This is a genomic window from Bradyrhizobium sp. AUGA SZCCT0105, assembly GCF_018129565.1.
GTDB lineage: Bacteria > Pseudomonadota > Alphaproteobacteria > Rhizobiales > Xanthobacteraceae > Bradyrhizobium.
This window is the reverse complement of the sequence record NZ_JAFCMK010000001.1, coordinates 1444587-1467089: the sequence shown is the minus strand read 5'-3', so window position 1 is coordinate 1467089 and position 22503 is coordinate 1444587. Positions and strand designations below refer to the sequence as shown.

Below are 22503 nucleotides of genomic sequence, written 5' to 3'. Positions count from 1 at the left end.
TTACTTTCCTCGCGGAGTTAGCAACCGCAGCAGATCGATCTCGGTCTCCGACGCCCGCCGCCCGATCATCGCGCGCTCCATCGAATGATCGGGGCCCAGGCGGAAGCGCTGCATCATGCCGCAGCACATCACGCCCCAGCGCAGCGTGCCCATCACTTCCCAGAACATCACGCGATCAGGATCGACCTTGCGGCCGGCCTCCGCATAACCCGCGAACAGGTCCTCGCGGGAGCCGAAGCCGCCGACCGGCTTGTCGATCTCGCCGAAGCGCCACGAATTGACGCAGATCCAACCGAGATCCTCCATCGGATCGCCGGTGTGCGCGAGCTCCCAGTCGAGCACCGCGCGCACCCCGTCGGGGCCGATGATCAGATTGCCGTGGCGGAAATCGCCATGCACCAGCGTCACCTCGGACGACGGACCGGGATCGTGATCGCGCAGCCAGCGCAGCGCCAATTCGAACACCGGCCGCGGCCAGTTGAAGCTGTGATACTCGCGGGCGAGATCCTCGATCTCTTTGGTTGCCGTCAGGCCGCGCAGCTGCGGCAATTTTGCTCGCGGCAGGCCATGAATGCCGGCGATGACACGGCCGAGCTGGCGCGCCAGCAGCGGCCGCGCCTTGGCAAATTCCTCGTCGCGCAAAATTTTCCGCGCGATGGTCTCGCCTTCGACCCTCGCCATGATGAAGCCGCGGCCAAGGCCGTCCTCCGGCGTCAAGACATGCATCACCTTCGGCGACGGCAGGCCCGCGTCGTGCGCGAGCTGCATCAGCGTCGCCTCGGCCTCGAGGCCGGCGGCGCGGCCGGGCGCCGCACCATAACCCGGCGGCGCACGGCGCAGGATCGCGCCGATCGTGCCGTTCGGGTGCACGATGTCGAACGTCCAGGTCTCCTGGCTGGCGCCGCCAGATAGTTTTGCGGCGCCGGTGACGCCGGTCGCGCCAGGATGAAACGAGGCGACGCAGCGGGTGAGTTCGGTCTCGATCATTTGCCCGTGAACTTCGCCGGCCGCTTCTCGAGGAACGCGGTGACGCCTTCCTTGAAATCCTCGGCGCGGCCCGCGATCCGCTGCGACTCGAATTCCAGATTGAGCTGATCCTCAAGGGTGTTTTCCGGGCTGTCCCAATAGAGTTTTCTGATCAGCGACAGCGCGACCGTCGGCCCGTTGGCGAGATCGTGCGCGAGCTTCATGGTCTCCTCCATCAGCGCGCCGTCGTCATAGACGCGGTTGACGAGCCCCCATTCCAGCGCCTTCTCGGCCGGCAGCCGCTCACCGAGCAGCGACAGCTCGACCGAGCGCGCCTTGCCGATCAGCCGCGGCAGCAGCCAGGTCGAGCCGCAATCCGGCACCAGGCCGATGCGGCGGAACGCCTGCAGGAAATAGGACGAGCGCGCGCACAGGATGAGGTCGCCCATCAGTGCGAAGCTCATGCCGGCGCCGGCGGCCGGACCGTTCACCGCCGTCACGATCGGACAGTGCAGCTTACGCAATCGGCGCAGGAACGGATGGAACGCGGTCTCCAGCGCGGCGCCGGCGTTGCTCTTGCCGGGCTTCTGCTGCTGGTTGCGGCCCTGCAGATTGGCGCCGGTGCAGAAGGCGCGGCCCGCGCCGGTGATCACCAGGCAGCGCACCTCGTCGCGCTTGTCGTCGATCGCATCGAGCGCCTCGGCAAGGCCGCCCAGCATGTCGATCGAGACCGCGTTCATGACTTCCTGATGGTCGAGTTTGAGGATCGCGACCGATCCGTCGAAGTCGAGCGTGACGTGCTTGAACTGCATGGTTTCCTCTTTACGTTGCTTCGGCGGTGGGTACCGCGGTAGGTCGATGCTTCGACCCATATTTGATTTTTGTGCCGGGCTTGTCCATGGTCGGCAGCAAGCCCATCCGTGAACGCGTGATTAGCGCGCACCAAACCAAATGGAAACCCCAATGAGTGGCATCTTCGATCTCACCGGCCGCGTTGCTGTCATCACCGGCGGCAATGGCGGCATCGGCCTCGGCATCGCGCAGGCGTTGAACGCCGCCGGCTGCAACGTCGCGATCTGGGGCCGCAACGCGGAAAAAAACGCCAACGCCGCGGCCTCGATGAAGGCCGGACCCGGCAAGGTCGCAACCCAATTCTGCGACGTCACCGATCCCGGCTCGGTCAAGACCGCGATGAAGGCGACGCTCGACACCTTCGGCCGCGTCGACGGCTGCTTCGCCAATGCCGGCATCGGCGGCGGCGGACGCCGCTCCTTCATCGACCGCACCGAGGAGGAATGGCGCAAGATGTTCGCGACCAATCTCGACGGCGTCTTCCACGTATTCCAGGCTGCGGCACGCCACATGACCGAGCGCGCCGAGGCCGGCGACAAGTTCGGCCGGCTGGTCGCGACCTCGAGCCTCGCCTCGCTGTTCGGCACCGCGCGCAACGAGCACTATGCCGGCACCAAGGCCGCGCTGAACGCGCTGTGCCGCGCGCTCGGCGTCGAGCTCGCCCGCCACGGCGTCACCGCGAATGCGATCCTGCCCGGCTGGATCAAGAGCGACATGACCGCCGGCATCATGGCCAACGACAAGTTCGTCGCCAATGTGATGCCGCGCATCCCGGTACGCCGCTTCGGTGAGCCGAGCGATTTCGGCGGCATCGCCGTCTACCTCATGAGCAAGGCGTCGTCTTATCATACGGCTGATTGCTTTGTGATCGACGGCGGGTACACGGCTTTCTGAATTGGCTCTTGACGCAACACGGATGTCGTCCCTGCGAAAGCAGGGACCCATAACCACAGGGTCGTGTTGTAGGAGTGAGCTGCGGCCCCAGCGTCGCGCATAACAATCATTGGTGGTTATGGGTCCCGGGTCGCGCGGAGCATGTCATCGGGCGGCGCTTCGCGCCGACCCGTTGGCTTGCCCGGGACGACATCGAATATGTTGCGCGGTCTGTGGGTCATACATCCGCATCCTCGCGGGGCTGCTGCGTCCGGGTCTTGCGTTGACTTGCTCCGAAGGGAGAGTGCGCGGCGCGACGCAGCGTCGCTTCCGTCGCGGCAAAACTGCTGCTAAGCGTTCGAGCGGCAAGCACGCGACAAAGCGGCTTTGGTCAACAACAGGGAGGATATTTCAGATGTTTTCACATGTGATGGTTGGCACCAACGATCTGGACAAGGCCAAGGCGTTTTATGATGCGCTGCTCGGCACGCTCGATGTCCGGCCGGCCCGGGTCGACGGTCACCGCATCATGTACCTCACCAAGGCCGGCATTTTCATGGTTTCCAGGCCGATCAACGGCGAACCGGCGACGCACGCCAATGGCGGCACGATCGGCTTTGCCTGCTCTTCGCCGGAGCAGGTCCATGCCTGGCACGCGGCCGGCATCGCCCATGGTGGCAAGACCTGCGAGGACCCGCCGGGCGTCCGAGAAGGCAACGGCATCAAGCTCTACCTCGCCTATCTGCGTGACCTCGACGGCAACAAGATCTGCGCGATGCACCGGATGACCTAACCGGCATCCGCCGGACTTTTTCACGCTGTCCGCGGCGGCGTTCAAACAACGTTTGAAACGCCGTCGCGAAATTCCGCGATGCGGTAGAGACATCAGGAAAATCGGTACTCGCGCTTCGCGCCGCGCGCGTTTATTGTCCGCCGCGAAACGCGCCTTCGCGACGGGAGAAACGACAATGAAGCATGCCTATGTGCCGCGCACCACGAACTACACGCTCAATCCGGGCGACGAGCTCAACGACCTCCGCATGTCGGACAAGGTCCGCCCGCTCTACGACCATGTGAAGCAGTTCATCCGCGACACGGTCGATCCGATGTCGGTCGAGTTCTATCGCGCCGGCGAGAAGAAGACCGACCGCTGGAGCTTCACGGACCAACAGCTCGCGATCCTGCAGAAGGCCAAGGACAAGGCGAAGGAGGTCGGTCTCTGGAACTTCTTCCTGCCCGACGCCGAAACCGGCGACGGCCTCAACAACCTCGACTACGCCTATATCGCCGCCGAGCTCGGCAAGAGCCCGCTGGCCTCCGAGACGATGAACTGCTCGGCCCCCGACACCGGCAACATGGAAGTGCTGGAGCGCGTCGGCACCAAGGCGCAGAAGGAGAAGTGGCTGAAGCCGCTGCTTAACGGCGAGATCCGCTCGGCCTATGCGATGACCGAGCCGAACGTCGCCTCCTCCGACGCCAAGAACATCTCGACCACCGCAAAGCTGGTCGGCGACGAGTGGGTGATCAACGGCGAGAAGTACTACATCTCCGGCGCCGGCGATCCGCGCTGCAAGATCATGATCGTGATGGTGAAGACCAATCCCGACGCGGCGCCGAGCAAGCAGCAGTCGCAGATCCTGGTGCCGATCGACACCCCCGGCGTCGAGATCCTGGGCCCGATGCACGTGTTCGGCCATGACCATGCGCCGCGCGGCCACATGCATCTGCGCTTCAACAATGTGAAGGTGCCGAAGGAGAACATGCTGCTCGGCGAAGGCCGCGGCTTCGAGATCTCGCAGGTCCGGCTCGGCCCGGGCCGCATCCATCACTGCATGCGCACCATCGGCAAGGCCGAGAAGGCGCTCGACATGATGGTGCAGCGCGGCCTCACCCGCGAAGCGTTCGGCAAAAAGATCGCCCATCTCGGCGGCAACATGCAGATCATCGCCCAGGCGCGCTGCGAGATCGAGGCGATGCGGCTGATGGTGTTGAAGGCGGCCAAGGCGATGGACGTGCTCGGCAACAAGGAAGCCCGCGTCTGGGTTTCGATGGTCAAGGCCATGGTGCCCGAGCGCGCCTGCAAGGTGATCGACCAGGCGATCCAGATGCACGGCGCCACAGGCATCTCGCAATGGTCGCCGCTCGGCGAAATGTACCAGGACGTCCGCCATCTGCGCTTCGCCGACGGTCCGGACGAGGTGCACTGGATGGTGGTCGGCCGCCACGAGCTAAGCATGACGTAGGCTTGTCGTCTCCTCCCCGCGTGCGGGGAGACGAACAAGCGGAAATCGTAAGGCGGGTTAGCGCAAGCGTAACCCGCCTTTTACTTTGCGGTCCGGCAGCGGCGGGTTACGCTTCGCTAACCCGCCCTACGTTGTTCGGATCATCCCATGGAATACGCCGCAAGCGACCTCACCCAGCGCGAACGCTACAAGGTGCTGACCTCCTTCGTGCTGCCGCGACCGATCGCATGGGTAACGAGTCACAACGCGGATGGCGTGGTCAATGCGGCGCCGTTCTCGTTCTTCAACGTGTTCTGCGAAGACCCGCCGCTCTGCATGTTCGCGGTCAACCGCAGGCCCGACGGCCGCGAGAAGGACACGATGGTCAACATCCAGCGCCTCGGCGAGTTCGTGGTCAACCTGACCGACGAGCCGCTGGCGCGCGCGATGCACGAGAGCTCGGGCGACTTCCCGCCCGAGATCGGCGAGCCGGATTATCTCGGCCTCAAGCTCGCACCCTCAAGCAAGATCGCGGTACCCCGGCTTGCCGACGCGCCGTTCGCGATGGAGTGCAAGACCTGGAAGCTGATCGACGTCAATGGCGACCGCCAGCTGATCATGGGCGAAGGCATCCACTTCCACATCCGTGACGAATTGTGGGACCGTGACGCCATGCGCGTCCACATGGAGCGCTACCACCCGATCGGCCGCATGTTCGCCGACCGCTACTGCCGCACCGACGACCGCGTGGTGTTTCCCGCGGCCGCGGGTGCGGCGAAGAAATCATGAGGACAAGACAATGAGCGAAGCATTCCGCGACAACGAGGCCCAGAGCCGGTTCGAACTCGCCGTCGATGGCACCACCGCCTTCGTGGTCTACCGCAAGACGCCGGATACGATCACGCTGGTGCATACCGAGGTGCCGGCGGAGCTCGGCGGCCGCGGCATCGGCTCCAAGCTCGCCCGTGCGACGCTCGATGCCGTCCGCGCGCAGCACATCAAGCTCGTCGTGAAATGCGAGTTCATCCAGGGCTTCATGAAGAAGCATCCGGAGTACGACGATCTGCCGGGGTGACGCGCCGATGCGTAGGGCGGGTTAGCGCAGCGTAACCCGCCGCTCCGGCCGAGAGAATGGCGGATTACGCTACGCTAATCCGCCCTACAAGGTTGTGAAGCTACGACGCCGCCTGATCGCCGATCTTGTCTTGCGTCCTGGTCTCGAAATCGCCGGCGTCATGGCGCTCATGCAGCTGGCTCGACGGCTCGCCCCAGGTGCGGTTGACCATGCGGCCGCGCTTCACCGCGGGCCGCGCCGCGATCGCGTCGGTCCAGCGCTGCACGTTCTTGTAGTCCTGCACCGAGAGGAATTCGCCGCCACCATAGAGCAGGCCCTTGGCGAGGCTGCCGTACCACGGCCACACCGCCATGTCGGCGATGGTGTAGACATCGCCCGCGAGATACTCGTTGTCGGCGAGCCTGCGGTCGAGCACGTCGAGCTGGCGCTTCACCTCCATCGCGAAGCGATCGATGGCGTATTCGATCTTGGTCGGCGCATAGGCATAGAAATGCCCGAAGCCGCCGCCGAGATAGGGCGCGGAGCCCATCTGCCAGAACAGCCAGGAGAAGGTTTCCGCGCGGGTCTTGACATCAGTGGGCAGGAACGCGCCGAATTTTTCCGCAAGGTAGACCAGGATCGAGCCCGACTCGAACACCCTGATCGGCTCAGGCCCGCTGCGGTCCATCAGTGCCGGGATCTTCGAGTTCGGATTGACCGCAACGAAGCCGCTGCCGAACTGGTTGCCGTCGATCTTGATCAGCCAGGCGTCGTACTCCGCGCCCTTGTGACCGGCCGCCAGCAGCTCTTCCAGCATCACGGTGACCTTGACGCCGTTCGGCGTCGCCAGCGAATAGAGTTGCAGCGGATGACGGCCGACCGGCAATTCCTTGTCATGGGTCGGACCGGCGACCGGGCGGTTGATGCTGGCGAAGCGCCCGCCGCTCTCCTTGTTCCAGGTCCAGACTTTCGGCGGCTCGTAGGCAGAGGTGTCAGTCACGTCGTTGGCTCCCGATTTATGTTTTTCCAAAGGCTGGGCCGGCGACCGTCGTGCCCATCCGCATGCTCGCACTAGATGGTGGGCGCGCTCGGCTTTGCCCAGCCCGTGCTCTCGCATTTTCTACCTTGCGGAATGCATCGCGAGGGATGCAGCCAGAGCAGCGCCTGCGCGCAAGATTGCCGTAGTGGAAACCAGCTTGGCTTGACCATCCATGATGCGCTAGCGTCGCGGAAGCCTGATGCCAACAAGCACAAAAGACGGCTGCCGGGAGAAAACCAACCCATGAAATCACCGATCTGCGACATGCTGGGAATCGAATTCCCCCTGCTCGCCTTCAGCCATTGCCGCGACGTGGTCGCGGCGGTCAGCCGTGCCGGCGGCTTCGGCGTGCTTGGCGCAACCGCGCATTCGCCGGAGACGCTGGAGCAGGAGCTGAAGTGGATCGACGCGCATGTCGACGGCAAGCCCTATGGCATCGATGTGCTGATCCCGGAAAACATCTCGACTGCGGGCGAGAAGAACGTCACCTGGAAGAGCCTCGAGGCGCGTGTCTCGCAGGAGCATCGCGACTTCACCCGCAATCTGCTGAAGAAGTACGACATCGAGCTGACCAGCCGAAACGTCGCCGACAACCAGCCGCAACCGTTCGACGCCGAGACTGCGCTGCAATTGCTCGAGGTCTCGTTCCGCCATCCGATCCGGCTGATAGCCAACGCGCTCGGCGTGCCGCCGAAGGCGATGATCGAGATGGGCCGCAAGCACGGTGTGCCGGTAGCAGCGCTGATCGGCTCCAAGGAGCATGCGCTGCGCCAGGTCGCGGCCGGCGTCGACATTCTGGTCGCGCAGGGCACCGAGGCCGGCGGCCATTGCGGCGAGGTCTCGACCATGGTGCTGGTCCCCGAGGTGATCAAGGCGGTCAGGAATATCCGCGACGTGCCGGTGCTTGCCGCCGGCGGCATCATGACCGGCAGCCAGATGGCGGCCTGCATGGCGATGGGCGCGGCCGGCGCCTGGACCGGCTCGGTCTGGCTTGCCACGGTAGAGTCGGAAACCTCGGAGATCTTCCGCGAGAAGATGATCGCGGCGTCCTCGCGCGACGCCATCCGCTCCAAGGGCCGCACCGGCAAGCCGGCGCGGCAGCTCCGCTCGGTGTGGACCGACGCCTGGGACCGTGCGCCGGACAGCCCCGGCGCGCTGCCGATGCCGCTGCAAAGCATCATCAGCCGCGACGCCTTCAACGCCATCGACCGCGCCGCTGCCGCCGGCAACGAGAAGGCGCGGGATCTCGTCAGCTATTTCGTCGGCCAGGGTGTCGGCCTGGTCGACAGCGTGAAGTCGGCCGGCGCCGTGGTGCAGGAGTTCAAGGAAGATTTCGTCGAAGCCGTCGAGCACATGAATGCGCTGGTGGCGGAGTAGCACAACAGCACAACCGTCATTGCGAGGAGCGAAGCGACGAAGCAATCCGCCTCTCCCCGGGTCGAGATATGGATTGCTTCGCTTCGCTCGCAATGACGCCTAGAACAACCATCGAGTCCAATATCCCAGAGTGAAGCAACAAGAATGTCGAACAGCATCCCCGAAGACCGCATTCCCGTCATCGTCGGCGTCGGTGAGGTCGTCGATCGTCCCAAGGACATCGCCGCCGGCCTCGAGCCGCTCACTTTGCTCGAAGAGGCGCTGAAGCGCGCCGAGGCGGACAGCGGCGCAAAACTGCTCGCCGATGTGCAATCGCTCGACGTCGTCAACTTCCTGAGCTGGCGCTACCGCGATCCCGAGAAGCAGCTGGCGCAACGACTCGGCATTGCGCCGGCGCATCTCTATTACGGCCCGGTCGGCGGCGAGAGCCCGATCCGTTATCTGCACGAGGCGGCGCAGCGCATCGCGCGCGGCGAATGCAGCGTTGCCGCGGTCTGCGGCGCGGAGGCGCAGTCGACCGCGACCAAGGCGCAGCGCGCCGGCGTCGAATTGCCGTGGACGCCGTTCGCGCACGACGTGGAGGAGCCGAAGCGCGGCGCCGCATTCCAGAAACCGCTTGCCGTTGCGCTCGGCGTGTTCCGGCCGATCACGGTCTATCCGCTCTATGAGTCCGCGACCTCAGCGCATTGGGGCCAGACGCCGCGCGAGGCGCTGAAGGAGTCCGGCGAGTTGTGGTCGACCTATGCGCGGGTCGCCGCCGACAATCCGAACTCCTGGCTCAAGAAGCGCTTCAGCGGCGACGAGATCACCACGGCGACGCCGGACAACCGGATGATCGCCTGGCCCTACACCAAGCTGATGGTGGCGAATCCGATGGTGAACATGGGCGGCGCGCTGATCCTGACCAGCCTGGCGAAAGCGCGCGCGGCGGGCGTGCCGGAAGACAAGCTGATCTATCCGCTCGGCGGCGCCTCGGCCGAAGAGCCGCGCGACTATCTGATCCGCGATCAGTTCGTCGAGAGCCACGCACAGAATGCGGTGCTGAAGGCGGTGATGGACCTCGTCGGCGGAGACGGCAGGAAGTTCGACGCGATCGAGCTCTATAGCTGCTTCCCCTGCGTGCCGAAGATGGCGCGGCGGACGCTCGGCTTGGGCGCCGACGTGCAGCCGACCGTGACCGGTGGTCTGACGTTCTTCGGCGCGCCGCTCAACACCTACATGACGCATTCGGCCTGCGCGATGGTGCGCAAGCTGCGCGGCTGCGGCACGCTCGGCCTGCTCTACGGCCAGGGCGGCTTCGTCACCAAGCATCATGGCCTCGTGCTGTCGCGCGCGGCGCCGACAGCCGCGCTCGAGCAGGACACGAGCGTGCAGGCGGAGGCCGACCGCAACCGCCGCAACGTGCCCGACTTCACTGCGGAGGCGACAGGGAAAGGCAAGGTCGAGGCCTTCACCGTGATCTATCGCGCCAATGGCGAGGTCGAGCACGGCGTCACCATGCTGCGCACCGAGGACGGCCGCCGCACCCTCGGCCGCATCCCGGCAAGCGACACCGCGACGCTGACGCATCTGCAGGATATGGACCGCACGCCGGTCGGCACCACGGGCAACATTGTCACCGCCGGTGATGGCGTGCAGGAATGGCGGGTGGGGTAGCACTTCCTGCCGCGCCACAAACTCCGCCGTCATCCCTGCGCAAAGGCTTCGCCTTTGTCGCTGGAGGTGCGAGCGGAGCGAGCCTACCTGTCCGCCTTACCCCTTCACATCCTGCTTTTCCGACGCGGTCGTCGGCTTGCTCTTGGCACCGGCACCGGTCACGCGGACATGGTCGCCGTCAGCGAGGCCGTCCGGCGGAGCGGTGATGATGCGGTCGTCGGGGGCGAGGCCCGAGGCGATCTCGATCTCCTTGCCGAGGTCGCGGCCGATCTTGACGGTCTTGAACAGCACCTTGTCATCGGGGCTGACGGTTGCGACGCGCAGGCCGCTGCTGTTGAAGATCAGCGCGCTGGCGGGAATGCTGAGCGGCGCGGCCTCGCGCTGCAAATTGAGCTTCACGCTGGCATAGCTGCCCGGCATCAGTTCGCCGGAGGAATTGTCGAGCCCGAGCTGCATCCGCGTGGTGCCGGAGGCGACATCGACCGCCTGCGAGGAGGCTTCCACCGTCGCCTGGAACGTGCGGTTCGGGTAATCCGGCATCACTAAGGAGGCCTTGGCGCCGATCTTGATCGCCGGAACGTAGTTCTGCGGCACGTTGACGTAGACGCGCAACTTGGTGATGTCCGAGATCGTGAACATCGCGGGACCCGAGTTGCCGCCGGCGTTGATCAGCGCGCCGACGTCGGTGTCGCGCGAGGTCACCACGCCGTCGAACGGCGCCGTGATCTTCTTGTAACCGGCGAGCGCTTCCAGCCGCTCGACATTGGCCTGGCCGGACCTGACCGCACCGTTCTTGTTGGAGAGGTCGGCGGTGCGCTCGTCGATCTCCTGGGCGGAGACGAAGTTCGAGGCCACCAGTGTCTTGCGCCGGGTCAGCGTCGCCTCGGAGAGCTTGGCTGAGGCCTGGGCGCTGGCGAGATCGGCGCGCGCCTGCAGCAATTGCTGATCAAGGTCGGGCGCCTCGATCTCGGCGATCACCTGGCCGGCCTTGACGCGGGCGCCGATGTCGGCGTCCCAGTTCTTGAGATAGCCGGACACCCGGGCGAAGATCGGCGCACGGGAATAGGCCTCGAGCCGACCCGGCAGGTCGATCGTGGGGCTCAGCGCCTTGGCGTTCGGCAGCGCCACGGCGACGGTCGGAATGGCCTGGTCGTCGGTCCATTCCTTCAGCCTTGTGTCCTGCTCCTCACGGGCGCGGATGCCGGTGCCGACGATCAGCCCGGCGCCAACCAGTGCAACCACGCCGAATATGCCCAATTTCCGGCGAGACACCGGTGGGCGCTGTTCAGTGGGCTGCATGCGGAATCTCCGATGAGGCAGCGGCTTTGGCGCCTTGCTTCTTGTGTACCATACTGAATACCACGGGAACAAACATCAGCGTCGCGAAGGTTGCAAAGATCAGGCCGCCGATCACGGCGCGGCCGAGCGGCGCGTTCTGCTCGCCGCCCTCGCCGAGCCCCAGCGCCATCGGCGCCATGCCGATGATCATGGCGAGCGCCGTCATCAGCACCGGGCGGAAGCGGACAAATCCGGCTTCCAGGGCGGCCGCGACGGGATCCCCGAGTTCCTCATAGCGCTCGCGGGCAAAGCTGATCACGAGCACGCTGTTGGCGGTCGCGACGCCCATGCACATGATGGCGCCCGTGAGCGCCGGAACCGACAGCGTGGTCTGGGTCGTGAACAGCATCCAGACGATGCCAGCAAGTGCTGCGGGCAGCGCCGTGATGATCACGAACGGATCCGACCAGGACTGGAAGTTCACCACGATCAGGAAGTAGATCAAGACGACCGCGCCGAGCAGGCCGAACAGCAGGCCGGTGAAGGCCGAGTTCATGGTCTGCACCTGACCGAGCAGCACGACCGAGGAGCCCTTCGGCACTTCCTTGGCGGTGTCGGCGATCAGCTGGCGCACGTCGGTTGCGACGCCGCCGAGATCGCGGCCTTGCGTCGTGGCGTAGATCTGCACCAGCGACTGGATGTCGTATTGCGACACCACCGCGCTCGAGGTCGCGCGCTTGATGTCGGCGATGCCGCCGAGGATCGGCGCCTGGGTGTTGCCGGTCGCGGTGATCGGCAGCGTCTGCAGCGCGCTCAGCGAGTCGATCTGATATTGCGGCGTCTGCATCACGATCGAGTAGGACACGCCGTTATCGGGATTGAGATAGTAGGTCGGCGCGACCTGCGAGGAGCCGGCGAGGTTGACGACCAGCGAGTTGGTGACGTCGCGTTCGGTCAGGCCGACATATTGCGCACGGGTGCGGTCGACATCGATGTTGAAAGTCGGATTGTTCGGCGACTGCTGGATCCGCGCGTCGGCGATGCCGGGGATGCGCTTGATCTTGGCTAGCAGCTTGTTGGCGTAGGCGAAGTTGGCGTCGAGATTGGCGCCGCGGATCTGCAAATCGATCGGCGCCGGCGCGCCGAAGTTCAGGATCTGGCTGACGATGTCGGCCGGCAGGAACGCGAAGCTGGTGCCCGGGAACAGCCGCGGCAACTGCTCACGCAGCGTGCGGACATGCTGCTCGGTCGGCTTGTGGCCTTCCTTCAGGCGGATCTGGATGTCGCCGTCCTGCGGACCGATCACGCCGGTGTTGTTGTAGGTCATGTTGATGCCGGAGATCGGCATGCCGATGTTGTCGGTCATGGTCTCGATCTCGCCGGGGACCAGCTTGCGGATCGCCTTCTGGATGTCGGCGAGCTGATTGGCGGTCTCCTCGACGCGGGTGCCGACCTGGGTACGGACATGCATCAGGATGTTGCCGGCGTCGACCGACGGAAAGAAGTTGCGCCCCAGGAACGGCACCAGCACGAACGACGCGGCGACGACCGCGAGGAAGCCGGTCACGAACACCGTGCGATGACCGAGCGCCATCGCGAGCAGGCCGCGATAACCGCCGCGGATGCGCTCGAACCGCGCCTCGAACCCGCGCTGGAACCAGACCAGCGGATTGCGCGACTTCGGCGGCGCGCCGTCGTGATGGACATGCGCCTGCAGCAAATAGTTCGCCATGGTCGGCACCAACGTGCGCGACAGGATGAACGACCAGATCATCGCGAACATGACAGCTTCGGCCATCGGCACGAACAGGAATCGCGCCACGCCGGTCAGGAAGAACATCGGCACGAACACGATGCAGATGCAGAGCAGCGAGACGAAGGCCGGCGTCACGATCTGGTTGGCACCGTCGAGGATCGATTGCTCGACCGGCTTGCCCTGCTCGAGATGGTAGTTGATGTTCTCGATCGTCACCGTGGCGTCGTCGACCAGGATGCCGACCGCGAGCGCAAGGCCGCCCAGCGTCATGATGTTCAGCGTCTCGCCGATCAGGGACAGCATGATGATGGCCCCGAGCACCGACAGCGGGATCGACACCGCGATGATGACGGTTGAGCGCCAGCTGCCGAGGAACAACAGGATCATCACGCTGGTGAGCAGCGCCGCGATCACGCCCTCGAAGGCGACGCCGGTGATCGCGCCGCGGACGAACACCGACTGGTCGCCGATGAAGCCGATCTTGAGCGCGTCCGGCATCTGGTCCTTGACGTCGATCACCTTCTGCTTGATGCCGGAGATGATATCGAGCGTCGAGGTGGCGCCGGCCTTCAGCACCATCATCAGCACCGAACGGTTGCCATCGACATGGACGATGTTGGTCTGCGGCGGGTTGCCGTCGCGGACGGTGGCGACGTCACGCACATAGACCATTGCGCCGTTGACCTGCTTGATCGGCAGGTCGCCGAGCTCCTCCATCCGGAGCGGCGAGTTGTTCAGGTTTACGGTGTATTCGAAATTGCCGATCTTCTGCGTGCCGACCGGCGTGATCAGGTTTTGTGCCGCGAGCGTGTTGGCGACGTCCTGGCCGGACAGGCCACGCGCCTGCAGCGCGGTCGAATTGAGATCGATCTGGACCTGGCGCTGCTTGCCGCCGAACGGATACGGGATCGCGGCGCCAGGCACCGTGACCAGCGGCGTGCGCAGCTGGTTGATGCCGATGTCGGCGAGGTTCTGCTCGGTCAGGCCTTCGCCCGACAGTGCGACCTGGATGATCGGAACCGTCGAGGCGCTGTAGTTCAGGATCAGCGGCGGCGTCGCGCCCGGCGGCATCTGCTTGAGCAGGGTCTGCGAAATCGCGGTGACCTGCGCATTGGCGGTGCGGATGTCGACATTGGGCTGGAAGAAGATCTTGATGATGCCGAACCCGTTATACGAGTTGGCGGTGATGTGCTCGATGTCATTTACCGTCGTGGTCAGTGCGCGCTGGAACGGCGAAGTAATGCGGCCGGCCATCTGGTCGGGCGGCAGACCGGTGTACTGCCAGACCACGCCGATCACGGGGATACGGATGTCGGGAAAGATGTCGGTCGGCGTGCGCAGCGCCGCCAGCGGTCCGATGATCAAGAGCAGGATCGCGAGCACGACGAAAGTATATGGCCGGCTCAGCGCGATACGGACCAGTGCGATCATAAAAGCAGCATTCCCGAAATGAAGCCCGCCCCGGGCAGAGGAATCGACATTGCAAAAGCCGTTCCGCAGCGGCCGATTTACCCGATGACGGGCAAAACGCCAACCGGCGGAGCCGCGGCGGCCTTCACTTCCTTGGCATAGTACGTGAAGCCGTGCGCTCCGATCGGGTACGCCGGACGCAGTGCCGCCGATCGCGCGCGTATCATCGTCAAGAAAGAGACGGCTCTGCTGTGAATATGCGCTGGCCGAGCACGCCGTTTCGGCCGTCACGAGGCTAGCGCATCGCTGCTCTGCGAAAATGTAGAGCGTGGTGAGCCCGCCGGCTCACCACACCGGGATCGGTTGCCCCGACAACGATGTCTGTACGGCCGAACCGGCGGCGCCCGATCAGGCGGCACGGACGGCGTTGAGGAACTTGCCGACTTCGAGCTTGAGGCGGCTGCTGTCGCCCGAGAGCGACTGCGCCGCCGACAGCACCTGGGTCGACGCCGAGCCGGTCTCATTGGCGCCGTGCTGCACGTCGGTAATGTTGGCCGAGACCTGCTGGGTGCCCTGCGCCGCCTGCTGCACGTTTCTGGATATTTCTTGCGTCGCCGCGCCCTGCTCCTCGATCGCGGCGGCAATGGCGGACGAGATCTCCGACAGCCGCTCGATGGTCGAACCAATGGCGCGGATCGCGGTCACGGAGTCCTCGGTCGCAGCCTGGATGCCGGAAACCTGCTGGCCGATCTCTCCCGTCGCCTTTGCGGTCTGCTCCGCGAGTGCCTTCACCTCCGATGCCACGACAGCGAAACCACGTCCGGCCTCGCCGGCGCGCGCCGCCTCGATGGTGGCGTTCAGCGCCAGCAGATTGGTCTGACCGGCGATGGTGTTGATTAGCTCGACCACGTCGCCGATCCGGGCGGCAGCCTTCGACAGCTCCCCGACCCGGTCGTTGGTCGCACGGGCCTGGTTGACGGCATCGCCCGCCATCCGGGCAGACTCCTGCACCTGCCGGCTGATCTCGTTGACCGAAGATGACAGTTCCTCGGTTGCGGACGCCACCGACTGGACGTTGGTGGTGGCCTCCTCCGAGGCAGCAGCGACGGTGGTGGCAAGGTTTTGCGAACGCTCGGCGGTCGAGGTCAGCGTGGTCGCCGACGCTTCGAGCTCGGTCGAGGCGGATGCGACGGTCTCGACGATCTCGCCGACCGCGCGCTCAAAGCCATCGGCAAGCTGCAGCATGTCGGTGCGGCGCTGCGCGGCGGCGCGCGCTTCGATCTCCTTCTGCTCGCGCTCCATCCGGACCTTGGCAAGGCCGTTGTCCTTGAACACAAGCGCGGTCTTGGCGACGTCGCCGACCTCATCGCGGCGATCGGTGCCGTGCACCGGGATGTCATATTGGCCATTGGCAATCTGCTGCAGCATCGCGACGACAGCACGGATCGGCTTGGCGACACCGTATTGTCCGACGACGAAGCCGAACAGCAACCCGAGCAGGACCCCCGAAGCGGCAAGCAGGATCAACAGCTCCGAGGTCGATACGTACTCCTGCTCACTGGCCTTGACGTTGTCCCTGACCCGCTCGTCCTGGCGGTCGGCGACGGCCCGAACCCTGGCCTGAAGCTCTTCCGCGGCCGCGCGGCTCTTCATCGCGACATCGCGCAGTTTCTCGGCGGACTGGGTCAGGTCGACCGCCTTCGCGCTCTCGACCGTGTCAAGCGTCTGCTTCAGCTGGGCCCGATAGGCCGACAGCGCCGATCGCACGCCGGGCAGCAGCGCGATGGTTTGCGGGTCCTGCGTCTTGCTGATCGTGGCGAGGCGCTCCTCGAGCGATTTGAACTGCTCATCGATCAGCGATCGTGCCGCAAGCCGGTTCTCGTCGCGCGGATCAAGCGCGCTGCGGAATTCGGCGCGATTGATCGCGAGCACGTTCTGGTTGGCCTCAGCCGACAGCAACGCGCGTTCCGCAGCGCGCGCGGTGACGACGCCGCGTTCGCTGAGCGATTTCAACGAGGAGATCCCGAGATAGGCGAGCATCCCGGCGATGATCGAGAGACCGCCCACAATCGCCAGTATCTTCGTGAGAATGCGGAATCTCGCCAGGAACATCATCCGGTGCCTCGTTTGGATTTGGATTTCGCGATTCTGTGCGGGTGGTCGCGTCGCGCCACAGCAGGTTACCGCGCGCGGAACTACGGTTCGTTAATCACACATTCAGTGGAACTACTGAGCACCGCATCCAGGCAAAGAAAAATGCCCGGCCTTTCGACCGGGCATTGTTCGATGGTGAGAGATGCGGCCGGCGTCAGGCCGCGCGGACGGCGTCGAGGAATTTGCCGACCTCGAGCTTGAGGCGGTTGCTGTCACCCGAAAGCGACTGTGCCGCCGACAGCACCTGGGTCGAAGCCGAGCCGGTTTCGTTGGCGCCATGCTGCACGTCGGTGATGTTGGCCGAGACCTGCTGGGTGCCCTGCGCCGCCTGCTGCACGTTGCGGGAAATCTCCTGCGTCGCCGCACCCTGCTCTTCGACTGCAGCGGCGATGGTGGAGGAGATCTCCGACAGCCGCTCGATGGTCGACGAGATCTCCTTGATCGCGCCGACCGACTCCTGGGTCGCGGTCTGGATGCCGGCGATCTGCTGGCCGATCTCGCCGGTCGCCTTCGCGGTCTGCTCGGCCAGCGCCTTCACCTCGGACGCCACGACCGCGAAGCCGCGACCGGCTTCACCGGCGCGCGCCGCCTCGATGGTGGCGTTCAGCGCCAGCAGATTGGTCTGGCCGGCAATCGTGTTGATCAGTTCGACGACGTCGCCGATGCGCGCGGCGGCCTTCGACAGCTCGCTGACGCGATCGTTGGTGGTGCGCGCCTGGCCGACGGCATCGCCCGCCATCCGCGCCGACTCCTGGACCTGGCGGCTGATCTCGGTCACCGACGACGACAGCTCTTCGGTCGCCGACGCCACCGATTGCACGTTGGTCGAGGCTTCCTCGGACGCAGCGGCAACCGAGGTGGTCAATTCCTGCGAACGCCTTGCGGTCGACGACAGCGTGCTGGCCGAGGCTTCGAGCTGGGTCGAGGCCGACGACACGGTCTGCACGATCTCACCGATCATCTGCTCGAAATTGCGGGTGATGGTATCGACCCGGCGCCCGCGCTCGATCTTGGCTTCGGCGTCGGCGGCGGCGGCCTCATCGGCAGCCTTCTTGGCGACCAGGGCCTCCTTGAACACCTGCAATGTGTCGGCCATGGCACCGATTTCGGTCTTCTCGCCCCGATGCGGCACTTCGGCGGTCAGGTCGCCGCGGCCGAGCGCCTGCATCGGGCTCACGATCGAGGCGATGCCCGACGAGATGTCGCGGACCGTGTAGAGGCTGACGCCGACCGCGATCAGGATGGCAAAGCCGAGGATCGCCGCCACCATGATCAGGGCCGAGCTGTAATTGTTCGCAGCGTCCTGCGCGGCCTTGTCGGCACCGGTGTTGTTGAAATCGATGTCCTTGTTCAGGATCTCGTCCGCCTCGAGACCGATCTTGTTCACGACCTTGGTGTTGAGCTCGTGCGCCTCATGCGGAAGCTTGCCGGCTTCCTTGCGCGACAGGCTCATCACCTCCTCGGTGCCCTTGCGGTACTTGTCCCAGGTGTCGGACCACTGCCGGTAGAGCGCCCGCTCTTCGGGTGAAGTGATCATCGGCTCGTACTTGACCCGCGTCTTGGCGGTCATCTCGACGACGCTGGCGAGTGTCTTTTCGGCCGCTTGCTTCTCCTCGAGCGTTTCCGAGAGCATGTGCTCGCGGATCACGTTGCGATAGGTGATGACCCCGGCGCGCAGCTCGCCGAGCACGCGCACGCTCGGCAACCAGTTGGTCGTGATGTCGACGGTGCTGGCGTTGATCGCCCGCATATTCCAGACTGCAAGCAGGCCCATGCCCGTCAGTGCGACGAGCAGGAACGCAACCGCGGCAATGATCTTGGCGCGGATCGAGAATTTGGCGAACATCGTGGGGTCTCATGGGTGCCGGGCTCGCGAGGCCCGTTCGTGCGGAAAGAAGACTGTTGGCGCGGCGGTGCGCCGCAGATATCAAAGCCAGCCCCCCTCCTTAAGTAGGGTTAATTTGCTTCACCGTTGAACTACGGAGATATCAGTCATCAGCCCGACATGATGCGCGACAGGCGCATCATGGCATCAATGCCAGCGCGTCCGAGAAGAACTCCGGCCCGCCGAAATTGCCTGATTTCAGGGCAAGCACCATCTCGCTTTTTCCAGCACCGACCGCGCGCAGAACCGGCACGCCCGCAGCGATTTCCGCCCCGACCAGGAATCCCGGGATACCCAGGCGATCGACCACAGCGCCCGAAGTTTCACCACCGGCGACCACCAACCTGTGCACGCCCGACCGCACCAGCCCCTCCGCGAGGTCGGCCATCGCCTGCTCGATCGCATGTCCGGCTGCATCGCGGCCATGACGGGATTGCAGAGCAGCCACCTCCTCCGGAGTCGAACTGCTGGCAATCAGGATTGGCCCCATGCCGAGCCGCTCTTTGGCCCAGGCGAGCGCGCGCTCGGCCTCGTCCCTGCCGGCGATCACCCGCTCGGGGTCGAGGTGCAGGACCGGCATCACCTTCTCGGCGCTGGCGATCTGGCGCAGGGTCGCCTGCGAGCAACTGCCGGCGAGGCAGGCGGCCGGCCCGCCGATCGCAGCGCTGGTCACGGCATTCACTTCAGCCGATTTGGCCTTGCCTTCGGCGACCAGCGCCCGCGCCAATCCAAGCCCGATGCCGGAGGCGCCGACCGAGAGACCGTGATCCAGCGCCACCTGCCCGATGGTTTCGAGGTCGCGGTCGAACACCGCGTCGACAATCGCAGCGCCGATGCCGCTGCGCGCAAGCTCGGCGAGCTTTGCCCGAACGGCCTCGGTGCCGCGGCTCAGCGTCGCCAGATCGACCAGGCCGATCTTGGTCGTGCTCTGGCGCGCGAGCACGCGGACCAGATTGGAATCATGCATCGGGTTGAGCGGATGGTCCTTCAACGGGCTCTCGTTCAGCGGCACCGAGCCGACGAACAGATTGCCCTGGTAGACGGTGCGGCCGGTTTCCGGGAAAGCCGGCGTCACCAGCACGATATTGTCTTTGGAGTCGGCGCGCAGCGCGTCCATCACCGGTCCGATATTGCCGGCATCGGTGGAATCGAAGGTCGAGCAGATCTTGAACAGGATATGCCCGGCGCCGCGGTCGCGCAGCCAGCTCTCCGCGGCGCGCGAACGCGTCACGGCGAGGCCGGCCTCGATCGAGCGGCTCTTCAGCGACACCACGACGGCGTCGACCTCCGGCAGCACGAGATCGTCGGCGGGCACGCCGATGGTCTGCACCGTGCGCAGGCCGGCGCGGGTCAGCGTGTTGGCGAGGTCGGAGGCGCCGGTATAGTCGTCGGCGATGCAACCGAGAGACAGGTTTCCGGCTCGCGTCACGGCTTCACTCCGGCATAGGGCTTGAACCAGGCGAGACCGTCGGTGGTCTTGCCGCGCGGATTGTATTCGCAGCCGACGAAGCCGCCATAGCCGAGCCGGTCGAGCTCACCGAACAGGAACGGATAGTTCAGCTCCTCGCCGTCGGGCTCGTTGCGCGAGGGGATCGAGGCGATCTGGACGTGGCCAATGATCGGCATCATCTCGCGCAGCCGCATGGTGACGTCGCCATGGATGATCTGGCAGTGATAGATGTCGAACTGCAGCTTGAGGTTTGCGATATCAAGCTCGTTGATAAGGTCGCGCGCGAAGATGAAGTCGTTGAGGAAATAGCCGGGCACATTACGCGAATTGATCGGCTCGATCACGACGTCGAGGCCGTGCGGCGCGAAGAACTCCGCGGCATACGCGACCGATTTGCGAAACGCCGCAACCGCTTTGGCATCGCTGCGGTCGGCGATCCCGGCCATCAGATGCACGCGCTTGACGCCGGTCGCCTGCGCATAAGGCAGCGCGGTCTTCAGGCTCGCTTGCAAATCGGCGAAACGATCGGGCAGCGCGGCAAACCCCTTCTCGCCGGCGTTCCAGTCGCCCGGCGGCAGGTTGAACAGCGCCTGCGTCAGCCCGGCGGCCTTCAGCCGCTTGCCGACCTCCTCGGCCGGATGGTCGTACGGAAACAGGAACTCGACCGCGGTGAAGCCCGCTTTCGCTGCCGCCTCGAAGCGGTCGAGGAACGGGATCTCGTTGAACATCATGGTGAGGTTGGCGGCAAAGTGGGGCATCGCAGGATCCTGTTATTTCGCGCCGGGAAGCTTGGTGCCGGTGACCTGCGCATACATCCGCGCCACCGACGCATCGTCGTCGCGGCCCATCCCGGCGGCTGATGTCATCAGGAACATCTGCAGCGCCGCGGCCGACACCGGCACCGGGAAGCGCGCATTGCGCGCCATGTCCTGGATGATGCCGAGGTCCTTGACGAAGATCTCGACCGCGCTGCGCGGCGCATAGTCGCCGTCGAGCACATGCGGGATGCGGTTCTCGAACATCCAGGAATTGCCGGCGGAGGCCGTGATCACCTCGTAGACCTTGCGGATATCGAGGCCCTGCTTGGCGGCAAAGGCGATCGCCTCCGAGGCGGCGGCAATATGCACACCGGCCAGCAGCTGGTTGATCATCTTGAACGCGGCGCCCTGCCCTGCGGCATCGCCGAGCTCGTAGAGCTTTGCCGCCATCGCATCCAGCGCCGGCCGCGCCTTCGCGAACGCCGCCGCGCTGCCGGACGCCAGAATCGTCAGTTCACCCTGCGCCGCGCGCTGCGCGCCGCCGGAGATCGGGGCATCGAGATAGTGCCGCCCGGTCGCCTCGAGCTGCTTGGCGAGCCGCCGCGCGATGTCGGGATCCATGGTCGCCGAGGAGATGAAGACCGCGTCCTTGGCCAGGGTCTCGGCGGCGCCGTCCTTGCCGAACAGGATGGCTTCGGTCTGCGCCGCATTGACGACGACGCTGACGACGATGTCGGCATCCCTGGCCGCTTCGGCCGGCGTTTTTGCACCCTTGCCGCCATCGGCGACGAAGCGCGCGACGGCATCGGCCGAGACGTCGCAGCCGGTCACCACTAGGCCGGCGCGCTTGAGCGAGGTCGCCATGCCGTATCCCATCGAGCCCAGCCCGATGACAGCGACGTGCGGTGTTGCGGAACTGGACATGCGGCGATCCTCAAATTTTTACTTGATTGCACATGAAACGGTTTCCACTCTTCCGGATCACGCGCGTTGCTGCTTGCCTATCACGCCTTGGCCGTGCTGCCAAAGCATGAGACAAAGCGGAAAACGGATAGCGCCAAGACAAAAGCGGGCGGACGAAACCGGGTGGGCAAAAGCGGATGAGCGAAACAAAGCTTCGTGAGGATATCTGCCGCTTCGGCCGCTCGCTGTTCGAGCGTGGGCTGACGCCGGGCTCCTCGGGCAATATCAGCGTCCGGCTCGACGACGGCGGCTGGCTGGTGACGCCGACCAACGCCTCGCTCGGTTTCCTCGATCCGGCGAAAATGTCGCGGCTCGACGCCGACGGCCGCCTGATCTCCGGCGATGCCCCGACCAAGGAAGTGCCGCTGCACACCGCGCTCTACCAGACCCGCGCCAGCGCCGGCGCGGTGGTGCATCTGCACTCGACCCATTCGGTCGCGCTTTCGATGCTGCCCGACATCGACCCGCGGGCCGTGCTGCCGCCGATGACGGCCTATTACGTCATGAAGTGCGGCCAGACCGCGCTGGTGCCCTATTATCGCCCCGGCGACCCCGCCGTTGCCGACGCGATCAGGGGGCTGGCCGGGAAATATTCATCGGTGCTGCTCGCCAATCACGGTCCCGTCGTCTCCGGCGACACGCTGGAAGCCGCCGTGTTCGCGACCGAGGAGCTGGAGGAAACCGCAAAGCTCTATCTGTTGCTGCGCGGGCTGAACCCGCGCTATCTCTCGCCCGAACAGGTGGCAGATTTGACGAAAGTGTTCGGGCTGACGCTGCCGGAGCACGGGCATTAACTCGTAGCCACATATT

18 protein-coding genes are annotated in these 22503 nt (G+C 65.2%); 8 read left to right on the top strand and 10 right to left on the bottom strand.

Annotation, left to right across the window (positions count from 1 at the left end; genetic code table 11):
- Entirely contained in the window at positions 1-987 is a 987-nt protein-coding gene (locus tag JQ573_RS06675) for a phosphotransferase family protein (RefSeq protein WP_212311160.1), read from the bottom strand.
- A complete protein-coding gene (locus tag JQ573_RS06670; protein WP_212311161.1) occupies positions 984-1778 on the bottom strand; it encodes an enoyl-CoA hydratase/isomerase in 795 nt (264 codons plus the stop codon). The genes JQ573_RS06675 and JQ573_RS06670 overlap by 4 nt, the downstream gene beginning before the upstream one ends.
- A gap of 151 nt (positions 1779-1929) precedes the next feature.
- Between JQ573_RS06670 and JQ573_RS06665 the strand changes: the two genes are divergently transcribed.
- From JQ573_RS06665 to JQ573_RS06645, 5 genes are all read left to right on the top strand, one after another.
- The gene (locus JQ573_RS06665; protein ID WP_212311162.1) at positions 1930-2712 is read left to right on the top strand and encodes an SDR family NAD(P)-dependent oxidoreductase; all 783 of its coding nucleotides are present in this window, start codon (positions 1930-1932) and stop codon (positions 2710-2712) included.
- Between the two features lie 394 nt (positions 2713-3106).
- Positions 3107-3484: a VOC family protein gene (locus JQ573_RS06660; RefSeq protein ID WP_212311163.1), complete on the top strand. Its 378-nt coding sequence runs from the start codon at positions 3107-3109 to the stop codon at positions 3482-3484.
- Between the two features lie 175 nt (positions 3485-3659).
- Positions 3660-4934 carry an acyl-CoA dehydrogenase family protein gene (locus JQ573_RS06655; RefSeq protein ID WP_212311164.1) on the top strand — a complete coding sequence of 425 codons (1275 nt, stop codon included), beginning with the start codon at positions 3660-3662 and terminating at the stop codon, positions 4932-4934.
- A 147-nt stretch (positions 4935-5081) separates the two neighbouring features.
- Complete coding sequence (locus tag JQ573_RS06650) at positions 5082-5702, top strand: flavin reductase family protein (RefSeq protein ID WP_212311165.1); 621 nt, start codon at positions 5082-5084, stop codon at positions 5700-5702.
- Positions 5703-5712: 10 nt separating this feature from the next.
- Complete coding sequence (locus JQ573_RS06645) at positions 5713-5988, top strand: GNAT family N-acetyltransferase (RefSeq protein WP_212311166.1); 276 nt, start codon at positions 5713-5715, stop codon at positions 5986-5988.
- Positions 5989-6088: 100 nt separating this feature from the next.
- Here JQ573_RS06645 and yghU read toward each other — a convergent pair whose 3' ends face one another.
- Positions 6089-6967 (bottom strand): glutathione-dependent disulfide-bond oxidoreductase, encoded by an 879-nt coding sequence (yghU, locus tag JQ573_RS06640; protein ID WP_212311167.1) that lies wholly within the window; start codon positions 6965-6967, stop codon positions 6089-6091.
- Between the two features lie 282 nt (positions 6968-7249).
- On the opposite strand from yghU, the gene JQ573_RS06635 reads away from it, so the two are divergent.
- The gene (locus JQ573_RS06635) at positions 7250-8383 is read left to right on the top strand and encodes a nitronate monooxygenase (RefSeq protein WP_212311168.1); all 1134 of its coding nucleotides are present in this window, start codon (positions 7250-7252) and stop codon (positions 8381-8383) included.
- A gap of 144 nt (positions 8384-8527) precedes the next feature.
- Positions 8528-10039 carry an acetyl-CoA acetyltransferase gene (locus JQ573_RS06630; protein WP_212311169.1) on the top strand — a complete coding sequence of 504 codons (1512 nt, stop codon included), beginning with the start codon at positions 8528-8530 and terminating at the stop codon, positions 10037-10039.
- Positions 10040-10135: 96 nt separating this feature from the next.
- Here JQ573_RS06630 and JQ573_RS06625 read toward each other — a convergent pair whose 3' ends face one another.
- From JQ573_RS06625 to ltnD, 7 genes are all read right to left on the bottom strand, one after another.
- Entirely contained in the window at positions 10136-11338 is a 1203-nt protein-coding gene (locus JQ573_RS06625; protein ID WP_212311170.1) for an efflux RND transporter periplasmic adaptor subunit, read from the bottom strand.
- Positions 11325-14504 carry an efflux RND transporter permease subunit gene (locus JQ573_RS06620; protein WP_212311171.1) on the bottom strand — a complete coding sequence of 1060 codons (3180 nt, stop codon included), beginning with the start codon at positions 14502-14504 and terminating at the stop codon, positions 11325-11327. Before JQ573_RS06620 ends, JQ573_RS06625 begins: the two co-directional genes overlap by 14 nt.
- A 387-nt stretch (positions 14505-14891) precedes the next feature.
- Positions 14892-16598, bottom strand: coding sequence for a methyl-accepting chemotaxis protein (locus JQ573_RS06615; RefSeq protein ID WP_212311172.1), 1707 nt, complete (start codon positions 16596-16598; stop codon positions 14892-14894).
- A 193-nt stretch (positions 16599-16791) separates the two neighbouring features.
- Positions 16792-18483 (bottom strand): methyl-accepting chemotaxis protein, encoded by a 1692-nt coding sequence (locus tag JQ573_RS06610; RefSeq protein ID WP_212311173.1) that lies wholly within the window; start codon positions 18481-18483, stop codon positions 16792-16794.
- A 178-nt stretch (positions 18484-18661) separates the two neighbouring features.
- Positions 18662-19951 carry a 3-oxo-tetronate kinase gene (otnK, locus tag JQ573_RS06605; protein ID WP_212311174.1) on the bottom strand — a complete coding sequence of 430 codons (1290 nt, stop codon included), beginning with the start codon at positions 19949-19951 and terminating at the stop codon, positions 18662-18664.
- A complete protein-coding gene (gene otnI, locus JQ573_RS06600; protein WP_212311175.1) occupies positions 19948-20730 on the bottom strand; it encodes a 2-oxo-tetronate isomerase in 783 nt (260 codons plus the stop codon). The genes otnK and otnI overlap by 4 nt, the downstream gene beginning before the upstream one ends.
- Positions 20731-20742: 12 nt before the next feature.
- A complete protein-coding gene (gene ltnD, locus JQ573_RS06595) occupies positions 20743-21654 on the bottom strand; it encodes an L-threonate dehydrogenase (protein ID WP_212311176.1) in 912 nt (303 codons plus the stop codon).
- A gap of 176 nt (positions 21655-21830) precedes the next feature.
- Here ltnD and JQ573_RS06590 point away from each other — a divergent pair, with 176 nt between their 5' ends.
- Positions 21831-22487, top strand: coding sequence for an aldolase (locus tag JQ573_RS06590; RefSeq protein WP_212311177.1), 657 nt, complete (start codon positions 21831-21833; stop codon positions 22485-22487).
- Positions 22488-22503: the final 16 nt, after the last annotated feature.